The sequence below is a fragment of the Cellvibrio sp. PSBB006 genome (assembly GCF_002162135.1).
Taxonomy (GTDB): Bacteria; Pseudomonadota; Gammaproteobacteria; order Pseudomonadales; family Cellvibrionaceae; genus Cellvibrio.
In genome coordinates this window covers 1,949,890-1,966,724 of the sequence record NZ_CP021382.1, presented here as the reverse complement: position 1 = coordinate 1,966,724, position 16,835 = coordinate 1,949,890, and the positions used below count along the sequence as shown (strand labels likewise).

Annotated in this window: 13 protein-coding genes; 10 read left to right on the top strand and 3 right to left on the bottom strand. The window is 52.4% G+C overall.

Features of this window, described 5'->3' with window-relative positions:
• The first annotated feature begins 101 nt into the window (after positions 1-101).
• Complete coding sequence (locus CBR65_RS08125) at positions 102-1,127, top strand: DUF481 domain-containing protein (protein WP_232461395.1); 1,026 nt, start codon at positions 102-104, stop codon at positions 1,125-1,127.
• 40 nt (positions 1,128-1,167) lie between these two features.
• Positions 1,168-1,638 carry an FxsA family protein gene (locus CBR65_RS08120; protein ID WP_087466395.1) on the top strand — a complete coding sequence of 157 codons (471 nt, stop codon included), beginning with the start codon at positions 1,168-1,170 and terminating at the stop codon, positions 1,636-1,638.
• A 225-nt stretch (positions 1,639-1,863) separates the two neighbouring features.
• Here CBR65_RS08120 and CBR65_RS08115 read toward each other — a convergent pair whose 3' ends face one another.
• Positions 1,864-3,381 (bottom strand): family 16 glycosylhydrolase, encoded by a 1,518-nt coding sequence (locus CBR65_RS08115; RefSeq protein WP_087466394.1) that lies wholly within the window; start codon positions 3,379-3,381, stop codon positions 1,864-1,866.
• 123 nt (positions 3,382-3,504) lie between these two features.
• Positions 3,505-5,097 (bottom strand): thaumatin family protein, encoded by a 1,593-nt coding sequence (locus tag CBR65_RS22270; RefSeq protein WP_198300908.1) that lies wholly within the window; start codon positions 5,095-5,097, stop codon positions 3,505-3,507.
• Positions 5,098-6,076: 979 nt separating this feature from the next.
• Between CBR65_RS22270 and CBR65_RS08105 the strand changes: the two genes are divergently transcribed.
• The 6 genes from CBR65_RS08105 (at position 6,077) to CBR65_RS08080 (ending at position 12,170) form a co-directional block, all read left to right on the top strand.
• Entirely contained in the window at positions 6,077-6,367 is a 291-nt protein-coding gene (locus tag CBR65_RS08105; protein ID WP_087466393.1) for a co-chaperone GroES, read from the top strand.
• 55 nt (positions 6,368-6,422) lie between these two features.
• Positions 6,423-8,069 (top strand): chaperonin GroEL, encoded by a 1,647-nt coding sequence (gene groL / locus CBR65_RS08100; RefSeq protein WP_087466392.1) that lies wholly within the window; start codon positions 6,423-6,425, stop codon positions 8,067-8,069.
• A gap of 249 nt (positions 8,070-8,318) precedes the next feature.
• Complete coding sequence (sodB, locus tag CBR65_RS08095; protein ID WP_087466391.1) at positions 8,319-8,903, top strand: superoxide dismutase [Fe]; 585 nt, start codon at positions 8,319-8,321, stop codon at positions 8,901-8,903.
• Positions 8,904-9,136: 233 nt separating this feature from the next.
• Positions 9,137-9,907 (top strand): hypothetical protein, encoded by a 771-nt coding sequence (locus CBR65_RS08090; RefSeq protein ID WP_087466390.1) that lies wholly within the window; start codon positions 9,137-9,139, stop codon positions 9,905-9,907.
• 208 nt (positions 9,908-10,115) lie between these two features.
• Positions 10,116-11,636: a fumarate hydratase gene (locus CBR65_RS08085; RefSeq protein WP_087466389.1), complete on the top strand. Its 1,521-nt coding sequence runs from the start codon at positions 10,116-10,118 to the stop codon at positions 11,634-11,636.
• Between the two features lie 162 nt (positions 11,637-11,798).
• Complete coding sequence (locus tag CBR65_RS08080; RefSeq protein WP_087466388.1) at positions 11,799-12,170, top strand: 4a-hydroxytetrahydrobiopterin dehydratase; 372 nt, start codon at positions 11,799-11,801, stop codon at positions 12,168-12,170.
• Between the two features lie 44 nt (positions 12,171-12,214).
• Here CBR65_RS08080 and can read toward each other — a convergent pair whose 3' ends face one another.
• A complete protein-coding gene (gene can / locus CBR65_RS08075; RefSeq protein ID WP_087466387.1) occupies positions 12,215-12,844 on the bottom strand; it encodes a carbonate dehydratase in 630 nt (209 codons plus the stop codon).
• 131 nt (positions 12,845-12,975) lie between these two features.
• On the opposite strand from can, the gene sbcB reads away from it, so the two are divergent.
• Together sbcB and CBR65_RS08065 are read left to right on the top strand one after the other, a co-directional pair.
• Positions 12,976-14,457 (top strand): exodeoxyribonuclease I, encoded by a 1,482-nt coding sequence (gene sbcB, locus CBR65_RS08070; protein WP_232461394.1) that lies wholly within the window; start codon positions 12,976-12,978, stop codon positions 14,455-14,457.
• A 294-nt stretch (positions 14,458-14,751) separates the two neighbouring features.
• Positions 14,752-16,650, top strand: coding sequence for a methyl-accepting chemotaxis protein (locus CBR65_RS08065; protein ID WP_198300907.1), 1,899 nt, complete (start codon positions 14,752-14,754; stop codon positions 16,648-16,650).
• The last annotated feature ends 185 nt before the right edge of the window (positions 16,651-16,835 follow it).

Sequence of the window (16,835 nt, the reverse complement as noted above, 5' to 3'; positions counted from 1 at the left end):
GTGGCATCAATTACGTTAATTAACACTTTTTGCATTGCGCCCACCGGAGGCGGCTATTGTAATCGTGGACAGACAAAATTTTGAGATGTAAAGGTGAGCGAGTGAAGTTTTTCTGGTTATTCCTGACGCTTATAGTGACCAGCGCACAGACCCATGCGGGTTATTTGGAACTGACGAATGGTGATCGTGCGGAAGGCGAATTCGTTCGTCTGGAAGGCGACAGCGTGATATGGAAATCGACCAACTTCGGTGAGCTCAATATCAAAAAAAATAAGGTAAAAAATATTGTCAGCTCCAAACCCTTCAAGATCAGCGGCAATGATATTCCCTGCATGCTGGAAAATATGGAAGGCGAAAACCTGGTGTATTACTGCGGGCTTCGTTCGCGTATGGTGCGCACGCCGCTGCTGTCAGTAAACGTCATGACGCCCTACGAAACCTTCGTGGAAGGCGAATACATTCACCACGGGCGCATCAATTTATGGGGTGCTTATTCCCGTGGCAATGAGGTGCGCGATGAATGGAATATCCAAACGGAGTTTACGCTGCGACGCAGCGAATTCCGTCATACCCTGGGTGGTGAATATGCGCGTGCGTCCTGGTGGTACTCGGAGCCGCCGGAGAAATGGAACGTCAGCTACGGCCTCGACTGGTTCTTTCGCGAGCGCTGGTTCTGGTCAAATAATATTGCCGTGGGTGTGGAAGAAGCACGGGGCATAGAGAATTATCATACCCTGGGCTCCGGTGTCGGTTACCAGTTTTGGGAAAACAGTAAGTCGGCTTTGTCCTTAAGGTCGGGCCTGGCCTATTACAACGAAGTGTATATGGATTCGTTTGTTATTGATCCAAACTACCAAATCGATGACAACTATACGGCCTGGCGAGTTGCTACGGATTTTCGTTATACGCTGCCGTTAGGCGTTTCGTTTTTTCATAACAACGAGTTAATTCAGTCCTTTGAGGACAGCAGTAACTTTTATCTGAAAACCACCACCGGTTTAAGTGCGATGATCCTGAGCAAGGTTTACTCGGAACTCAAGGTCGACTACAACGTCGATAATCAACCACAACCCGGTAAGCAGGAAAAGGACACGCGTATGTCTGTGGGCGTGAGTTACAAATGGTGATGTGCCATTATGGCGGGCCAAGAAACGACTGGAGTGTTTGATGCGATTTTTTTTAATGATGCTGCTGGTCCTGCCGGTGATCGAGATCTGGCTGCTTATTGTTATTGGCGATGAAATTGGTGTGCTTCCTGTGATCGCGTGGCTGATTCTGGCGGCCATTATCGGGATTAACCTGATCCGTTATCTGGGTGTGGCTACGATGATCAGTATTAATCAGCAGCTACGTCGCGGCGAAGCGCCAGCGCAGGCGGTGGTGGGTGGCATGATGATGGGTGTTGCCGGTGTGCTGTTGGTGATCCCAGGTTTGATCAGTGATGTTATTGCCGTGGCATTGCTGATTCCGCCGTTGCGCCGGGGTTTGTTGAATCGCTGGTTACGCAATATGCGCGCTAAAACGGCGCATTATCAAGGCAATGTATACGACGTCGAGGCGGAAACGCCGCCGCCAGTTGAGCCGGAGAAAATTGGTCGCACATTGGAAAGGGAATTTCGGAGGGACGATAAAAATTAATATGTTTGTAAGTTTTATTTGGTCGTTATCGAAGAATTTGCGGTAATTGCAAGGTTTCTTGGCACATTGTGAGTTCGTCGCGGCGGTCCTATTTCGAAACCCTCAAGTCAGGGACGACTTGAGGGAGCTACAGGGATGTATTCATGCGTTTTCGAAATAGGACCGCCGCGACGAACGGTCTACGAGGTCAAACCTTTCAAATGCTCATCCCTGAGCCTCATCGAATTAACGATAAACCCTCACATAATCCACATACATCCGTTGCGGGAAGCGGCTGGTGCCGTCCGGGCTGCCTGGCCAGGTACCGCCCACAGCGACGTTCAGCAAGATCCAGAAGGGTTGGTCAAACACCCAGGGGCCGCGAGCGGTGACTTGCGCGCGGGTGACGCTGTAGAACTGATTTCCATCGACAAACCAGCGAATACCATTCGCATCCCATTCCATCGCATACACGTGGTAGTTGGCATCAGCAGACTGGTTCAGGTTGTAGGTGCCCATGAAGGGTGTGTTGCCTGAATAGCCGGGGCCGTGGATCGCGCCGTGGGTCAGCGTTGGCTCAAAGCCCACGTGTTCCATAATGTCGATCTCGCCGCTCTGTGGCCAGCCCACATTCCCAAGGTTGTTGCCCAGCATCCAGAATGCCGGCCAGACGCCCTGGGTTTGCGGCAGTTTGATCCGTGCTTCCACGCGACCGTATTGGAACGAGCGTTTGTCACGAGTAATCATGCGGCTGGAGGTGTATTGGCAGGTGCCGTACCAGCAGTTGTAGTTGGCCGGATTGTTTTGACGCGCTTCGATCACCATGACGTTGCTGCCGGCAGCGCCATCATATTGGATGAAGGAGTTTTGACCACCGGTGTAGTACTGCAATTCATTATTGCCCCAACCGCCACCGCCAGTCTCGAAGGTCCAGTTTGCGGCATTGATGCTATCGAACTCGTCTGCCCACACGAGGTTATTGGTGGTGGCTTGACGTACCACAATAGAGGTCAGGACATCGTTGAAACCTTCATTGTTCAGGCAGCCATCATTGGCGGTGACGGTGATGGATTGACCGGTGAAATTGTCATTCATGTAAAGCACTGCTTCATAACCAGGAGCAACCTGAATAGACGAGGTCCGATCATTGGGGGCGCCGCGTGATTGCAATGCCGCCATGTTATAGGAACCGACATCCAGACCCACCGACCAGCCAGTGAAGTTGCAGTGTTCCCACAGGGTTACCCTGCTGGTGCCTCCGCTATTGGGTACCACTTCAATCCAGTTGAAGTTCCAGTCGCCGGTCTGTGCGAATACCCCCAGGCTGTAGGTCCCGGCGTTCAGGTTCACGGTGCGGGAGACGGTTTGCCAGTTTTGCCAGCCGCCGGTGTTGGGAATGGTGAAATTACCCAGCAGGATGGAGCCGCCGTTCAAGTCGACTGACGCAGTACCGCCCACGGTGCTCGCTACACGCATGCGAATGGTGTAGCTGCCGGAGCTGGGAATCATCAATCCGTTGTAGGCCAGCCACTCACCAGCGACAATCCAGCCGACGTTAAAGCCGCCGCCGTTGTCTGTGGTGGGCTCGATATCGACGGCATCGTTGCGAAACGCACCGCCGGTATTGCCCGGTGTTGTATCGTAAAACGCGTTGTAGCTTTCTGCCTGGAAAACCACAGCATTAGCGTTGATGGAAAGACATGCGAAAAACGCAAAACCCAATACCGATAAAAAACGACCGAAAGGTTTATGCAATAGGCACATTGTTTTTATCCTTTGTTGTAGTGAAAAACCTCCGTGCCAGACGGAGGTCAGGTTAATAGCCGGTTGTCAGCCCGGCACTTGCAAATGCCGCTCCCGACTTGGCACCGGGAGCGGCATATTCGTTTAACGAGGGCAGTAAAAGGTCACCTCGTACTTCAAGTTGGTTGCTGCCGGGCAACTGGATAAACCGTACCCGTCGTCGTAGGCATAAGCGTAAGTTTCGCAATGAGAGTGGATCATGTTGCGATACGCGGTGCTGTCTGCCGGACCCGCGCTGCATTGCTCCGGAGAAATGGGCGGGGTGGGGCAGGTATACATGCGTGCCTGGGGCGCATCCGGAGCATAAGTCTGGAAGCCGTTCGCCCAATGGCTGAAGGTCAGTTTGGCGGCTGGTGAATAACAGCCTGCGACGGCACCCGTCGTGGGATTGGTGACGGTGAGATTGACGTTAGCCAGCTGTGGGAATTGTCCGTTGGTGCTCAGGTTTTCGTTGACCGGGCAATCCGATACCCGCAACGTCGAGCAATCGATGACCCCACCTTGCGGACCGCCAGGGCCAAATACCGGCGCCGGTTGCGGCCCAACCGGACAATGGCCGTTGACCACAACTTTCATCGGCACGGTATAGCCATCCACCATGCTCGAATTCCACCAGTCACCACGCCCCAAGGGTTGGCCAGGCGCTGACGGATTCTGGTAACACTGCGCATCGGTCACACCGGGAATACAGCCAAACGTCGCTTCAAACTTGGAATCGATAGGTGGGGCACAGCCGCCGGGTGGGCAAGTGAAGCCCAGGTTGGCCGGACCGCCGCTGGCACCGACACGACAATTGTGACCATTACCATCGCAACCGAAGCCGGGCCAGAAACGCATGGCTGGCAGCCCCTTATCGGGAATGTCGTATTCAATAAAACTGCCGAGGCTGGCGAGGCGATGGCGGTTGGGTGCATTGAAGGTTACGCCAGGCGCGGTGAGCCATTGGACCCACATCGGGTCGCCGCAACCGTTGATAATCTTGAGACGTTTGTGAGTGCCGTTGGCGGTGCCGGGCGTGCCAGAGTTATTCACGGCTTCAATAACAATCGAGCTCACCTGGTCATTAAAGCTGTCGTCAACCAGGCAGGAATCATTGGCTGTCTTGACCACTGAACTGCCGGTGAAATTGTGATGTTGGTAAAGGATGGCGCGGTAGCCGCTGGATACTTGTAACGAAGAAACAAAATCGTTGTTGATACCCAATGCAATCAACTGGTTCATCGTATAGCTACCGACACCCAGTCCGGCGGACACACCCCCGTAATTGCAGTGCTCAAATAAACGTACAACACCGCTGGTGGGCGGCGGTGTTGTGCCGTTGAAGGTAAATTGCGTCCAGGCCGTATCAGTGGCGCCGCCACTGTTGTTGCCGATCGTAAAGAAATAACGCACCACGGCGCCGGTGTTCAGCCCCGTCAAATTATAGGTGTGGTTGGTGCCGCTCGCGCTCATGCGAATATTTTGCTGAACGCCACCGTTAACGGTGTAATGAATATCGGCCCAGGGCGCACCGTTCACATAAAAACGCACACTGGACGATGAGGTGACGGTATAACCGGATTGTTGCGCTGATGCGAACTGACAAAAAAAGCTTGCCAGCAAGGTTAGAAAACACAATAACGATATGAATCTGCGGGACGGGTGGAGTAAATTCCTGAAGCGGGAAATGGTATTCATCTTTCTCGGGCTCCTCTATGGGTTAATTTTTCTACCTCGAAATCTTTACGACCGAATCATTGCTTTTTATAAAAACACACCGCGCACGGCACGACATAAATCCCGTGTCGAGACAGAAAAACATCCTTGCTGGACGGTGTTTTGATAACAGGAAGGCTCTGGGACAACTTACAAGAACCGGAAAATCTGCGGAGCAAACAAGGCTTGCTATTCAGCAAACTTGCTGATGATTGGACAAAAAAAAATCTTTCGCAATACCGCCGGACTCCCACTTTAAAGTGGAAAGTGGGAGCGGAAATTATTGGATTGCGAATAAAGTGGTAAAAATAATTTCAGCCATTCTTTATAGAAGTTTTGGCTGTTTAAAAACGACGCAATGTGACAGAAGTCATAGAGTGGTGTGATTCACAGTTACCTTCGGAAGTGAAGTGTTACCAGAGCACACGACCTCAGCCATAGAATGAGATAGAAAAAATTATCTGTTTTTCTAAAACCGGTGTAGGTGTGTTCAGATGCACTTGCCACTATTTTTGATGAGCCAACAGAAAAGTGGGACGCCCCGTGATCAATGTCCAGGGACAAAAACTGCCACGGGTGAAGGTAGCTGCACACCCAATTAATGATTTTTGCGCCATATTGCTGGGTTGGCCGGATGCTTCGCACCGGGAGGGTGGGCGGATTTTCTGTCTGTTTTTTCGCCAGTTCTTCAAGCGATGAGTAATGGCATGGCAGGAAGTAACTTTATTTGTATCAAGGCAGTTGAAATCCCGCTGCTGAACCCCACTTCTGGGGCACTGCTTTACCGCTGCCTGACCGGCTTTCGCAGTAAGTTGGCCAGGTGGTTCTGGTGGCAGTTTTCAGTCTCTTTTCACCGGGAATTTACCCCTTGAAATAGCTGACACTGTCGCTATATAGGCAATCACTCGGGGGAATCCCGGCTAAATTTCCGTGTTTAACTGCTTGTTGGAGAAATGAGCTCATGAAAATTCGTCCTTTACATGACCGTGTTGTGGTTCGCCGCAAAGAAGAAGAGAAAAAAACCGCTGGCGGTATCGTTCTGCCCGGTTCTGCAAAAGAAAAGCCAAACCAGGGCGAAGTCTTGGCCGTGGGTAATGGCCGTGTATTGGCAAGTGGTGAATTGCGTCCGTTGGACGTGAAAGTGGGTGATGTGGTGGTGTTCGGCAAATATGCCGGTAGCGACACGATTGAAATCGACGGCGAAGAGCTGGTCATCCTCAACGAAAGCGACATCAAGGCTGTGCTGTTGTAAACCGCTCCTTGCCTGTCACAAACCCTCTGTTGAACGAATTTGAAGGAATTGGAAAATGTCTGCAAAAGAAGTGAAATTTGGTGATAGCGCTCGTCAACGTATGGTTGTCGGTGTAAACATCCTGGCTGACGCCGTTAAAGCAACCCTGGGCCCAAAAGGGCGTAACGTTGTTCTGGAAAAATCTTTCGGCGCACCTACTGTGACCAAAGACGGTGTTTCCGTAGCCAAGGAAATCACCCTGAAAGACAAGTTTGAAAACATGGGCGCGCAAATGGTGAAAGAAGTGGCCTCACGCGCGTCTGACGACGCTGGTGACGGTACCACCACCGCGACTGTACTGGCCCAAGCCATTGTGAACGAAGGTCTGAAGTCTGTTGCGGCGGGCATGAACCCGATGGACCTGAAGCGCGGTATCGACAAAGCCATCACCGCTGCTGTGGCTCACGTCAAGTCAATCGCCCAGCCTTGTGCTGACAGCAAATCTATCTCTCAAGTCGGCACCATCTCTGCCAACAGCGACACGTCAATCGGTGGCCTGATCGCCGAAGCCATGGAAAAAGTGGGCAAAGAAGGTGTGATCACCGTGGAAGAAGGCACCAGCTTGGACAATGAGCTGGACGTGGTAGAAGGTATGCAATTCGACCGTGGTTACCTCTCTCCTTACTTCATCAACAACCAGGACAGCATGAGCGTTGAACAAGACAGCCCATACATCCTGTTGGTTGACAAGAAAATCTCTAATATCCGTGAGTTGCTGCCCGTGCTGGAAGGTGTTGCCAAAGCCGGTAAGCCGCTGGTAATCGTTGCTGAAGACGTTGAAGGCGAAGCGCTGGCGACGTTGGTTGTGAACAACATTCGTGGCATTGTGAAAGTGGCTGCGTGTAAAGCGCCTGGCTTCGGCGACCGTCGTAAGGCCATGTTGCAAGACATCGCTGTGCTGACTGGCGCTACTGTGATTTCTGAAGAAGTGGGTCTGGATCTGGAAAGCGCAACCCTGGAGCATTTGGGTACCGCCAAGCGCGTCACCATGAACAAAGAAAACACTGTGATTGTTGACGGTGCTGGTAAAGCTGACGAGATTAAAGCGCGCGTTCAGCAAATCCGTGTGCAAATCGAAGAAACTACCTCTGATTACGACCGTGAAAAACTGCAAGAGCGCGTTGCCAAACTGGCTGGCGGTGTTGCGGTAATCAAAGTCGGTGCCGCTACTGAAATTGAAATGAAAGAGAAGAAGGCGCGCGTGGAAGATGCTCTGCACGCTACCCGTGCTGCGGTAGAGGAAGGCGTGGTTCCCGGCGGTGGTACTGCGTTGATTCGCGCCGTTGCTGCTATTGCAGACCTCAAAGGCGACAACGAAGATCAAAACGCCGGTATCGGTATTGCCCGTCGTGCGATGGAAGCGCCTTTGCGTCAAATCGTCGCCAACGCCGGTGATGAGCCTTCTGTGGTGGCTGACAAGGTTAAACAAGGCAGCGGTAACTTCGGTTTCAACGCGGCGACTGGTGAATACGGCGATATGCTGGAGATGGGTATTCTCGACCCGGCTAAAGTGACCCGTACTGCACTGCAAGCAGCCGGTTCAATCGCTGGTTTGATGATTACTACCGAAGCCATGATCGCTGACCTGCCGGAAGACAATAAGCCTGCTGCACCAGATATGGGTGGCATGGGCGGAATGGGTGGCATGGGCGGCATGATGTAATTTGCCCATGAGCATTAATTCGCTGTCTTCTGCCGTGAGTGCTGTGTCATACAAACCCGTATGGACTGGCATTAACGAGCAACAGAAGTGAGTTATACTGGCGGCCCTTCGGGGCCGCTTTCGTTTCCAGAAAAATTCTAACAGCCAGCAGGCTTTACGCCCTTTGTAAACTGGCGCTTTGCGACATTCGTGTGCTTGGCCAATCGCTAAGTGAAATTTTGAGATTACGTCTTCTTAAGGAGAATGATTATGGCTTTTGAATTACCTGCACTTCCTTACGCAAAAGATGCCTTGGCTCCGCACATCTCTGCCGAGACCCTGGAATACCATTACGGTAAACACCACAAAACCTACGTGGACAAGTTGAATGGCTTGGTTCCCGGTACCGAGTACGAAGGCAAGAGCCTGGAAGACATCATCAAGACTTCTTCCGGTGGCGTATTCAACAACGCTGCACAAATATGGAACCACACCTTCTATTGGAATTGCCTGAGCCCTAATGGCGGCGGCGAAGCCACCGGTGCCGTAGCTGAAGCCATCAACAAGGCATTTGGCTCCTTCGATAAGTTCAAGGAAGAGTTCACCAACTCGGCTATCAATAATTTTGGTTCTGCCTGGACCTGGTTGGTAAAGAAAGCCGATGGCAGTGTAGCTATCGTTAACACCAGCAATGCGCAAACTCCGCTGACAGACGCTTCTGTCAAAGCCATCCTGACAGTGGATGTGTGGGAGCATGCGTACTACATTGACTATCGCAATTCTCGTCCCAATTACCTGAATGCTTTCTGGTCTTTGGTTAACTGGGAATTTGTTAACGCCAAATACGCTGAATAAGCGTTTCGGGTGTGATAAAAAATCAGGCTTTCGGGCCTGATTTTTTTTGCAACCAGACTGTGTCGTCAGTGTCTTACGGCGGTAAATATAGGGTATTACCAGTTAACATCCTGATATGTAATTTGTCGTTCAACTTTTTTTCCCCCGCCATACCTGCTATAAAATGCAGCCTTTATTTGGCTTGCTGCTATTGGCGGGCTTCATCATCAGTTTCCCCCGGGTAATCGCAGATTATGGAACGTAAAGAACCAACCTTGTCTGGTCATGCCTCTGTACCCGAGCGCGATGAACCTATCACGCGCCGTGCAGCGGTAGATACCTCTCGACCCTCTCGCCCACAGACGCCTGCGGCTCCCGCGCCAGCTCCGTCATCAGGCACCAGTCCACTAGCAATCATCGCGCTCTTGCTGGCATTGGCTGGTGTGGCTATCGGGGGCTTCTTTGGTTGGAAATTAACGGAGGCCCAGGCTCTGCTGCAGCAGGCTGAGGCCCGTATTGCTGATCTGGAAGGGCGTTTGAGCGTAACCTCGGACGAATCCAGCCAATCGCTTACGCAGGTGGATGCCAAGCTTAAGTGGGTAGACTCAGAGATCCGCAAATTGTGGGGTATTTCGAATGATGTAAACCGCAAGGCGATTGCCGCCAATAAAGAAAATATCGCCAGTCTGGCCAAAGAGTTGGCCGCTGCCAAAAAAGATGCGAGTGAAGCCAACGCCACGGCAGCTAGCCTCAATACGCAGTTGGCGGCCAATAAAGCGGCAGTTGACGATGCCATAGCCAAGATTGATTCAGCCGTCCTCAGCATTGCAGAGCAGGGCAAGCGTTTGCAGGATTTTACCGAACAGGTTGACCGGGTAGACGGCCAGCTGAGTTCGTTGCAGGCACTGCAGCAAAAGGTTCGTACCAACGAGGAGGCTATCGCGGCTATCGACGCTTACCGTCGCACGATCAATCGCGATATCCTGGAGCTCAAGCAGCGCATCGGCGCGGCCCCCGCGAACTGATCAGCAAGCAGAAAATCCTTATGAGAGGCCGGAAAATTCACGTTTTCCGGCCTTTTTTATGGTGCATGGACGGATACCTTGCTACATCATTCTGTTTATGTTGGTGTAGAATTGCCGCCCGAATTCCATCCCAAAAAGCCCTCAGAGCTTCAACCTGCCGCGTTGAGTTGATATCGAGCTCACGCACACAGTTAACAGAGAAACTGCTATGCCAACCGTGATTCGTCAGCAAGACCTGATCGACAGCGTTGCCGATGCGCTGCAATTCATCTCTTATTATCACCCCGTCGATTTTATCCAGGCCGTTCATCAGGCCTATGAACGCGAAGCGAACCAAGCCGCCAAAGACGCTATGGCGCAAATCCTGATCAATTCCCGTATGTGCGCCATCGGCCATCGCCCGATTTGCCAGGACACAGGTATCGTTACCGTTTTCGTGACTGTGGGTATGGATGTGCAATGGGATGCGCAAATGAGTCTGACCGACATGGTCAACGAAGGTGTGCGCCGCGCCTATATGCAACCCGATAACGTTTTACGTGCCTCCATTCTGGCGGACCCGGACGGCGCTCGTAAAAATACCGGCGACAATACCCCGGCAGTGATCCACTACAACATCGTCCCCGGCAACACAGTAGATGTGCACGTAGCGGCCAAGGGCGGCGGTTCTGAAGCCAAGACCAAATTCGCGATGCTCAATCCCTCGGATTCAGTCGTGGATTGGGTGTTGGAGATGGTGCCCAAGATGGGCGCTGGCTGGTGCCCGCCGGGTATGCTCGGTATCGGTATTGGCGGCACGGCGGAAAAAGCGATGTTGCTGGCCAAAGAAGCGCTGCTTGATCCGGTGGATATCCAGGCGCTACAGGCGCGCGGTGCCAGCAATCGCGCGGAAGAGTTGCGCATTGAGCTCTATGACAAGGTGAATCGCCTCGGTATCGGCGCCCAGGGCCTGGGTGGTTTAACCACGGTGCTGGATGTGAAGGTCAAGGATTACCCGACCCATGCCGCCAACAAAGCCGTCGCCATCATCCCCAACTGCGCCGCTACCCGTCACGCGCATTTCACACTGGATGGCTCAGGTCCGGCATTGCAAACCCCGCCGTCGCTGGAAGATTATCCGGACATTTCCTGGGAAGTCGGCGAGGGTGTGCGTCGCGTTAACCTGGATACCCTAACTCCGGAAGAGGTGCAAACCTGGAAAACCGGCGAGACGATCTTGCTGTCTGGCAAGATGCTGACCGGTCGCGATGCCGCCCATAAGAAGATGACTGACTTGTTGGCGAAAGGCGAACCCTTGCCGGTGGACCTGAAAGGCCGCTTTATCTATTACGTTGGCCCGGTTGATCCGGTGCGTGATGAAGTTGTTGGGCCGGCGGGCCCCACTACCGCTACGCGGATGGACAAATTCACCCGCACCATGCTGGAAAAAACCGGCTTGCTGGGCATGATCGGCAAATCGGAACGCGGCCCCGCCGCCATTGATGCCATTCGCGATCATCAATCGGTGTATCTGATGGCTGTGGGTGGTGCTGCCTATCTGGTGGCCCAGGCGATCAAATCCTCCAAAGTACTGGGCTTTCCGGAACTGGGTATGGAGGCCATCTACGAGTTTGACGTTAAGGATATGCCAGTGACGGTTGCGGTGGATTCCCGGGGTGAATCGGTACACATTACCGGCCCGCAGGTCTGGAAAGCGAAGATCGAAGAGGGTGTGGTCAATATCGTATAAGGCATCAAACTTTCCCAATGCATAAAAAAGCCGGATTTTATTCCGGCTTTTTTATGCCACTGCTGATTCTACCGCTATACCAAACTCTTTCAGGGGTATGCAGTCCAACCCAAGGCATCTGTCACTGCAAACATCATGAATACCTAACGAAAGGGGGCTTCAATGAATTCGACTTCCCATAAACCGATCGCCGATGAAATCTGCGAAGCCTGTCGCGCCGATGCGCCACGCCTGACGGAAAAAGAAATCCATGATCTGCAAGAGGAAATCCCGCAGTGGCAGGTTATTCGGCGAGAGGACATTCCGCTGTTGGTGCGTGAATACACCTTTAAAAATTTCTTCCAGGCGTTGGCGTTCACCAATTTGGTGGGGCGTCTTGCGGAAAGTATGAATCACCACCCGGCCCTATTGACGGAATGGGGCAATGTTCGTGTTGAATGGTGGACGCACAAGATCAAAGGCTTGCATCGAAATGATTTTGTGATGGCAGCCAAGACAGAGCGTTTGTATGAAGCGCGGGATTGGGAAAAATAAATGCCCGTCATTAATCACGGGCATTTATTCAGAAGCGTATTAAATCAATACACCCGATACTGCTCAGGCACTTGATCAACAGAGCTGATCGGCTCCATCAAGTTGCGCACCCGGCCGTCGTGGATACCGTAGATCCAACCGTGAATGGTCAGTTCCTGCCCGCGTTTCCAGGCATTTTGAATAATATTGGTATGCGATACATTCGCTACCTGCTGCTTGACGTTTAGCTCACATAATTGATTGAGCTGTTCAGTGGGATCACCGATACCGTCGATCAATTCCTTATGGGTGTAATACACGTCGCGGATAGCGCGCACCCAATAATCCACCAATCCCAACTGGCGTCCTTCCAGAGCGGCTTTCACACCACCGCAGCCGTAGTGACCGGTGACCATGATGTGTTTCACCTTGAGGAACTCCACCGCAAACTGCATAACGGACATGCAGTTCAAATCCGTGTGGATCACAATGTTGGCCACATTGCGGTGCACGAAGAGTTCACCGGGCATGAGATCAACAATTTCGTTGGCGGGGACGCGGCTGTCGGAACAACCTATCCATAGATACTCAGGGGCTTGTTGTTTGGCGAGGGCTTCAAAGAAACCGGGTTGTTCTTTCTGGATTTTTTCCGCCCAGCGGGCGTTGTTTTCGAAAAGATGGTTCAAATCAGTCATGGCAATCTCTGTCAGCTGTTAACCCGGGCCGCAGTATATGCAATTGCTTTTGCGTGACCAAGCACTTCGGGTTTTTATTTTGGGCTGGAATGTTACAGTGGCGCCATCGAAGGAACAGGAGCCGGGGCCACGTGAATACTAACAACCCATCGAAAACCCAGTCCAACACCCTCTACTGGCATGACTATGAAACCTGGGGTGAAGTGCCTGCCCGGGATCGCCCGTCGCAGTTTGCGGGAGTGCGCACCGATGAGGACCTCAATATCATCGGCGAGCCGCTGATGCTCTACTGCCAACCGGCGCCGGATTGCCTGCCCAAGCCCGATGCCTGCCTGATCACCGGACTGACGCCGCAAGTCGCTCTGGAGAAAGGCGTGCCGGAGCATCAATTCGTTGCTGCCATCGCCGCCGAGTTGGGTGAACCGGGTACCTGCGGCGTGGGTTATAACTCGATTCGCTTCGACGATGAAGTCACGCGCTACGCGCTCTACCGCAATTTCTATGATCCCTATGAGCGCGAGTGGCGCAACGGCAATTCGCGCTGGGACATCATCGATATGGTGCGCATGACCCGCGCCCTGCGGCCCGAGGGTATCCAGTGGCCCGATTACGAGGATGGCCGCCCGTGTTTTCGGCTGGAGATGCTGACCGCTGCCAATAATCTGAACCATGAAGCGGCCCACGATGCGCTCTCCGACGTGCTCGCTACCATCGCTATCGCTCGTCTGATCAAGGAAAAGCAGCCGAAACTCTATGACTACGCTTATCGGCTGCGCGATAAACGCTTTGCCGGCAACCTTATCAACATTGATGAGTGCAAACCGATACTGCACATTTCGTCCAAATTTCCCAATGAAAACGGCAACGCGGCGCTGGTGGTGCCCCTGGCATTCCATCCGACAAACAAAAACAGCGTTATCGTGTTCAACCTGGCATCTGACCCGAGTGATTTGCTGCGTCTGCCGGTTGATGCCTTGCGGCGACGGTTGTTTGTCCGCCGTGAAGACCTGGCAGAGGGTGAGGAGCGGTTGGCATTAAAGGAAGTCCACCTCAACAAGACGCCCATGCTGTTGCCCCCTAATATGCTGGATGAAGCCACAGCACAGCGTCTGGGACTTGATCGCGGTGCAAACGAACGCCATTGGCAAGTACTCGTTAACCTGACGCTCCAGGAACAGCAGGCGCTACGTGGCAAGTTAATGGCGTTATATGGCGAACAGGTATTTGCCGAGCAGAGCGATCCGGAGCAGATGCTCTACAGCGGTGGTTTTTTTGATGACCATGACAAACGCCTGATGCAGAAGATTCGCGCTATGTCAGCGCAAGATCTGGCCACAGCAAGTTTGCCCTTCAAAGACACGCGATTAGCGGAACTGTTATTTCGCTATCGCGCGCGCAATTTCCCTTCCAGTTTGAACCCCACAGAGTCACAACGCTGGCGTGAGTTTTGTCGCTGGCGCCTCACCAATCCCGAGGCTGGAGCCGGTATCGTGTGGGACCAATTCCAGCAACGTATGGCAGAGCTGTCGGCAGAGGAGCTGACGACGTCCCAGCGGCAGCTGCTAAAGGATTTGGCGAACTATGCCGATAGCCTGATCAAACGTGTTCAGTAGGTGCCAAGCGCACATTCAGTAAACCATCATGCTGTAGACAAAAAGACGGTAAATTTTTGCTGGCACATTAATCTTCATGCAAAAGCTTTGCTATGCTGAATAAAAGCCCCGCGTTTTTAGTGATAAAAATTATGTTTAAAAGGATTTGTTCTAATAAGGGCAAAACTTTTACCAAAATAGACTATTAATTAAATAACCGGTCCACCAGACCGGCACCCATAAAAGTCAAAACAACATAATAATCAGCCGCTCATGACTAACGAGAGGCTTCTAAAGCGCACTGTTGGAGGCTGTATGTCAGCAAGATGGTCATTAAGAAAAAAAATAAGTGCCTCGGTAGCGGTATCCCTTGTTCTTGTTGGCTGCGCTGTTGCCTGGTTGTCCTACTCCTCCGCCATGACACAGATGGAAGCCAACATCGCCCAACAGGTGAAAGGCATCTCAGCCACCTTTACCAAGTACGTCGGTGACTGGTTTGCTGCCAAAGGTAAAGCGTTGGAAAGTTTTCCCGCCGAGGCGGATGAAAGTCGCTACAACGCGCACCTGGTGCAGTTACGTATCTCGGCCGATGTCGACAATGTCTTCCTCGCCTTTGCTGACGGTTCACTGGTGAATGCCAACAACCTGCAAATGGCGGCGGACAACAGTGACCCCCGTGTGTGGAGTTGGTACATCAACGCCACCAAAAATCCCCGCAAAACCGTCGTGGAAAATCCCTCGGTGGCATCCGCCACCGGTAAAAATGTCGTGTCCCTTGGACGCGCGGTGTTGAACCCGGATGGCAGCATCAAGGGTATCCTGGGGGTGGACGTAGTGCTTGATAATATCGTGCAGCAATTGCGCGATATTGAATTACCCGGCGATGGTGAAATGTTTATTGCCACCCGTAAAAACACCGTCTTCGCCCACCGCGATCAAAGCCTGTTAAACAAACCCCTGACCGATGTTGCGCCGGAGCTGACCCAATCGACAGTAGAAAAATTATTACAAGGCCAACAAGCCTCTACTCTGATTACCGTTGATGGACGCACCAAACAAATCTTCGCCGACCCGGTTGCTGACTCTGATCTGGTACTGGTGATGTTGTTGGATCGTGAAGCGCTGGTGGGTCCGGTGCAATCCACATTGATTGGTCAAATGATGGCGACCTTGTTATTGCTGGTGGCGACGTTGATTGGCATCAATTGGCTTAACGGGCGTTTACTGCAGCCGCTACATAACGTTTCGGATTCTCTCTCTGAAATTGCGTCCGGTGATGGGGATTTGTCGCGTCGGTTACCAGTGACCTCGAACGATGAAGTAGGGCAATTAGCGGCGAACTTCAATTTGTTTGTCGATCACATGCACGACTTGGTCGAACACATTCGCGGCCAGGCCAATGAGCTGCGCGATAACGCGCGCTCAACAGCGGAGCGTGCGGTGCACTCAGTGCGTGAACTGGGCATGCAGCAGGAACAGATTGGTATGGTGACCGAGTCCATGACCGAAATGACCAATGCGACCCAGGAAATTGCGCATCACGCGGAACGCACGGCCACCTCGGTTGATGAATCGGTGTCCAGCGCTGAACACGGAAAAACCCAGGTGGATAAAACCCGCGACTCGATTTTTGTGTTGGCAGAAAAGGTGGAGCAGGCAGGTAGTGTTATTTCGAATTTGAACGAGCACGCACAAAAAATCAGCGGCATTCTTGCCACGATACAAGGCATTGCCGAACAAACCAATTTGCTCGCATTGAACGCGGCCATTGAAGCCGCGCGCGCCGGTGAACCGGGGCGCGGTTTTGCAGTGGTTGCCGATGAGGTGCGGGTATTGTCGCAACGCACGCATGCCAGTACCGAAGAGATTCAGTCGATGATTTCGTCACTGCAAGCAACAGCGCAGAACGCGGTGTCGATCATGGATGACAGTCGTAAGCTGGCGACAGGCAGTGTGACCAATGCGGACAATGCATCGCAATCGCTTAATAAAATTAATGAGGCTGTCGGTGTGATCAGTAGTATGGCTTCGCAGATCGCTACAGCGGCGGAGGAGCAAAGTCATGTGGTGCAGGAGGTGCTTAAGAATATGACGGCGATCAAGCATGTAGCGGATGGTCTGGCGACGGATGCGCAATCCGGCGAGGCGCGGGCGAAGGTGTTGGAGGATCACTCGCGTGCATTGAGTGATAAAGTGGCTACTTTTACGTTGTGAGATTTTAATGATTTTCATACGGGTGCTTCGAAAGTCGTTTGTTGTTAGCCTGTGTATTTAGAAAACGCATACATACATCCTTGTAGCTCCCTCAAGTCATCCCTGACTTGAGGGTTTCTAAATACACAGGCTAACAACAAACTTGTATTGTGCGAATATCTGTCCCTTTCCTGCAATATCCCTGT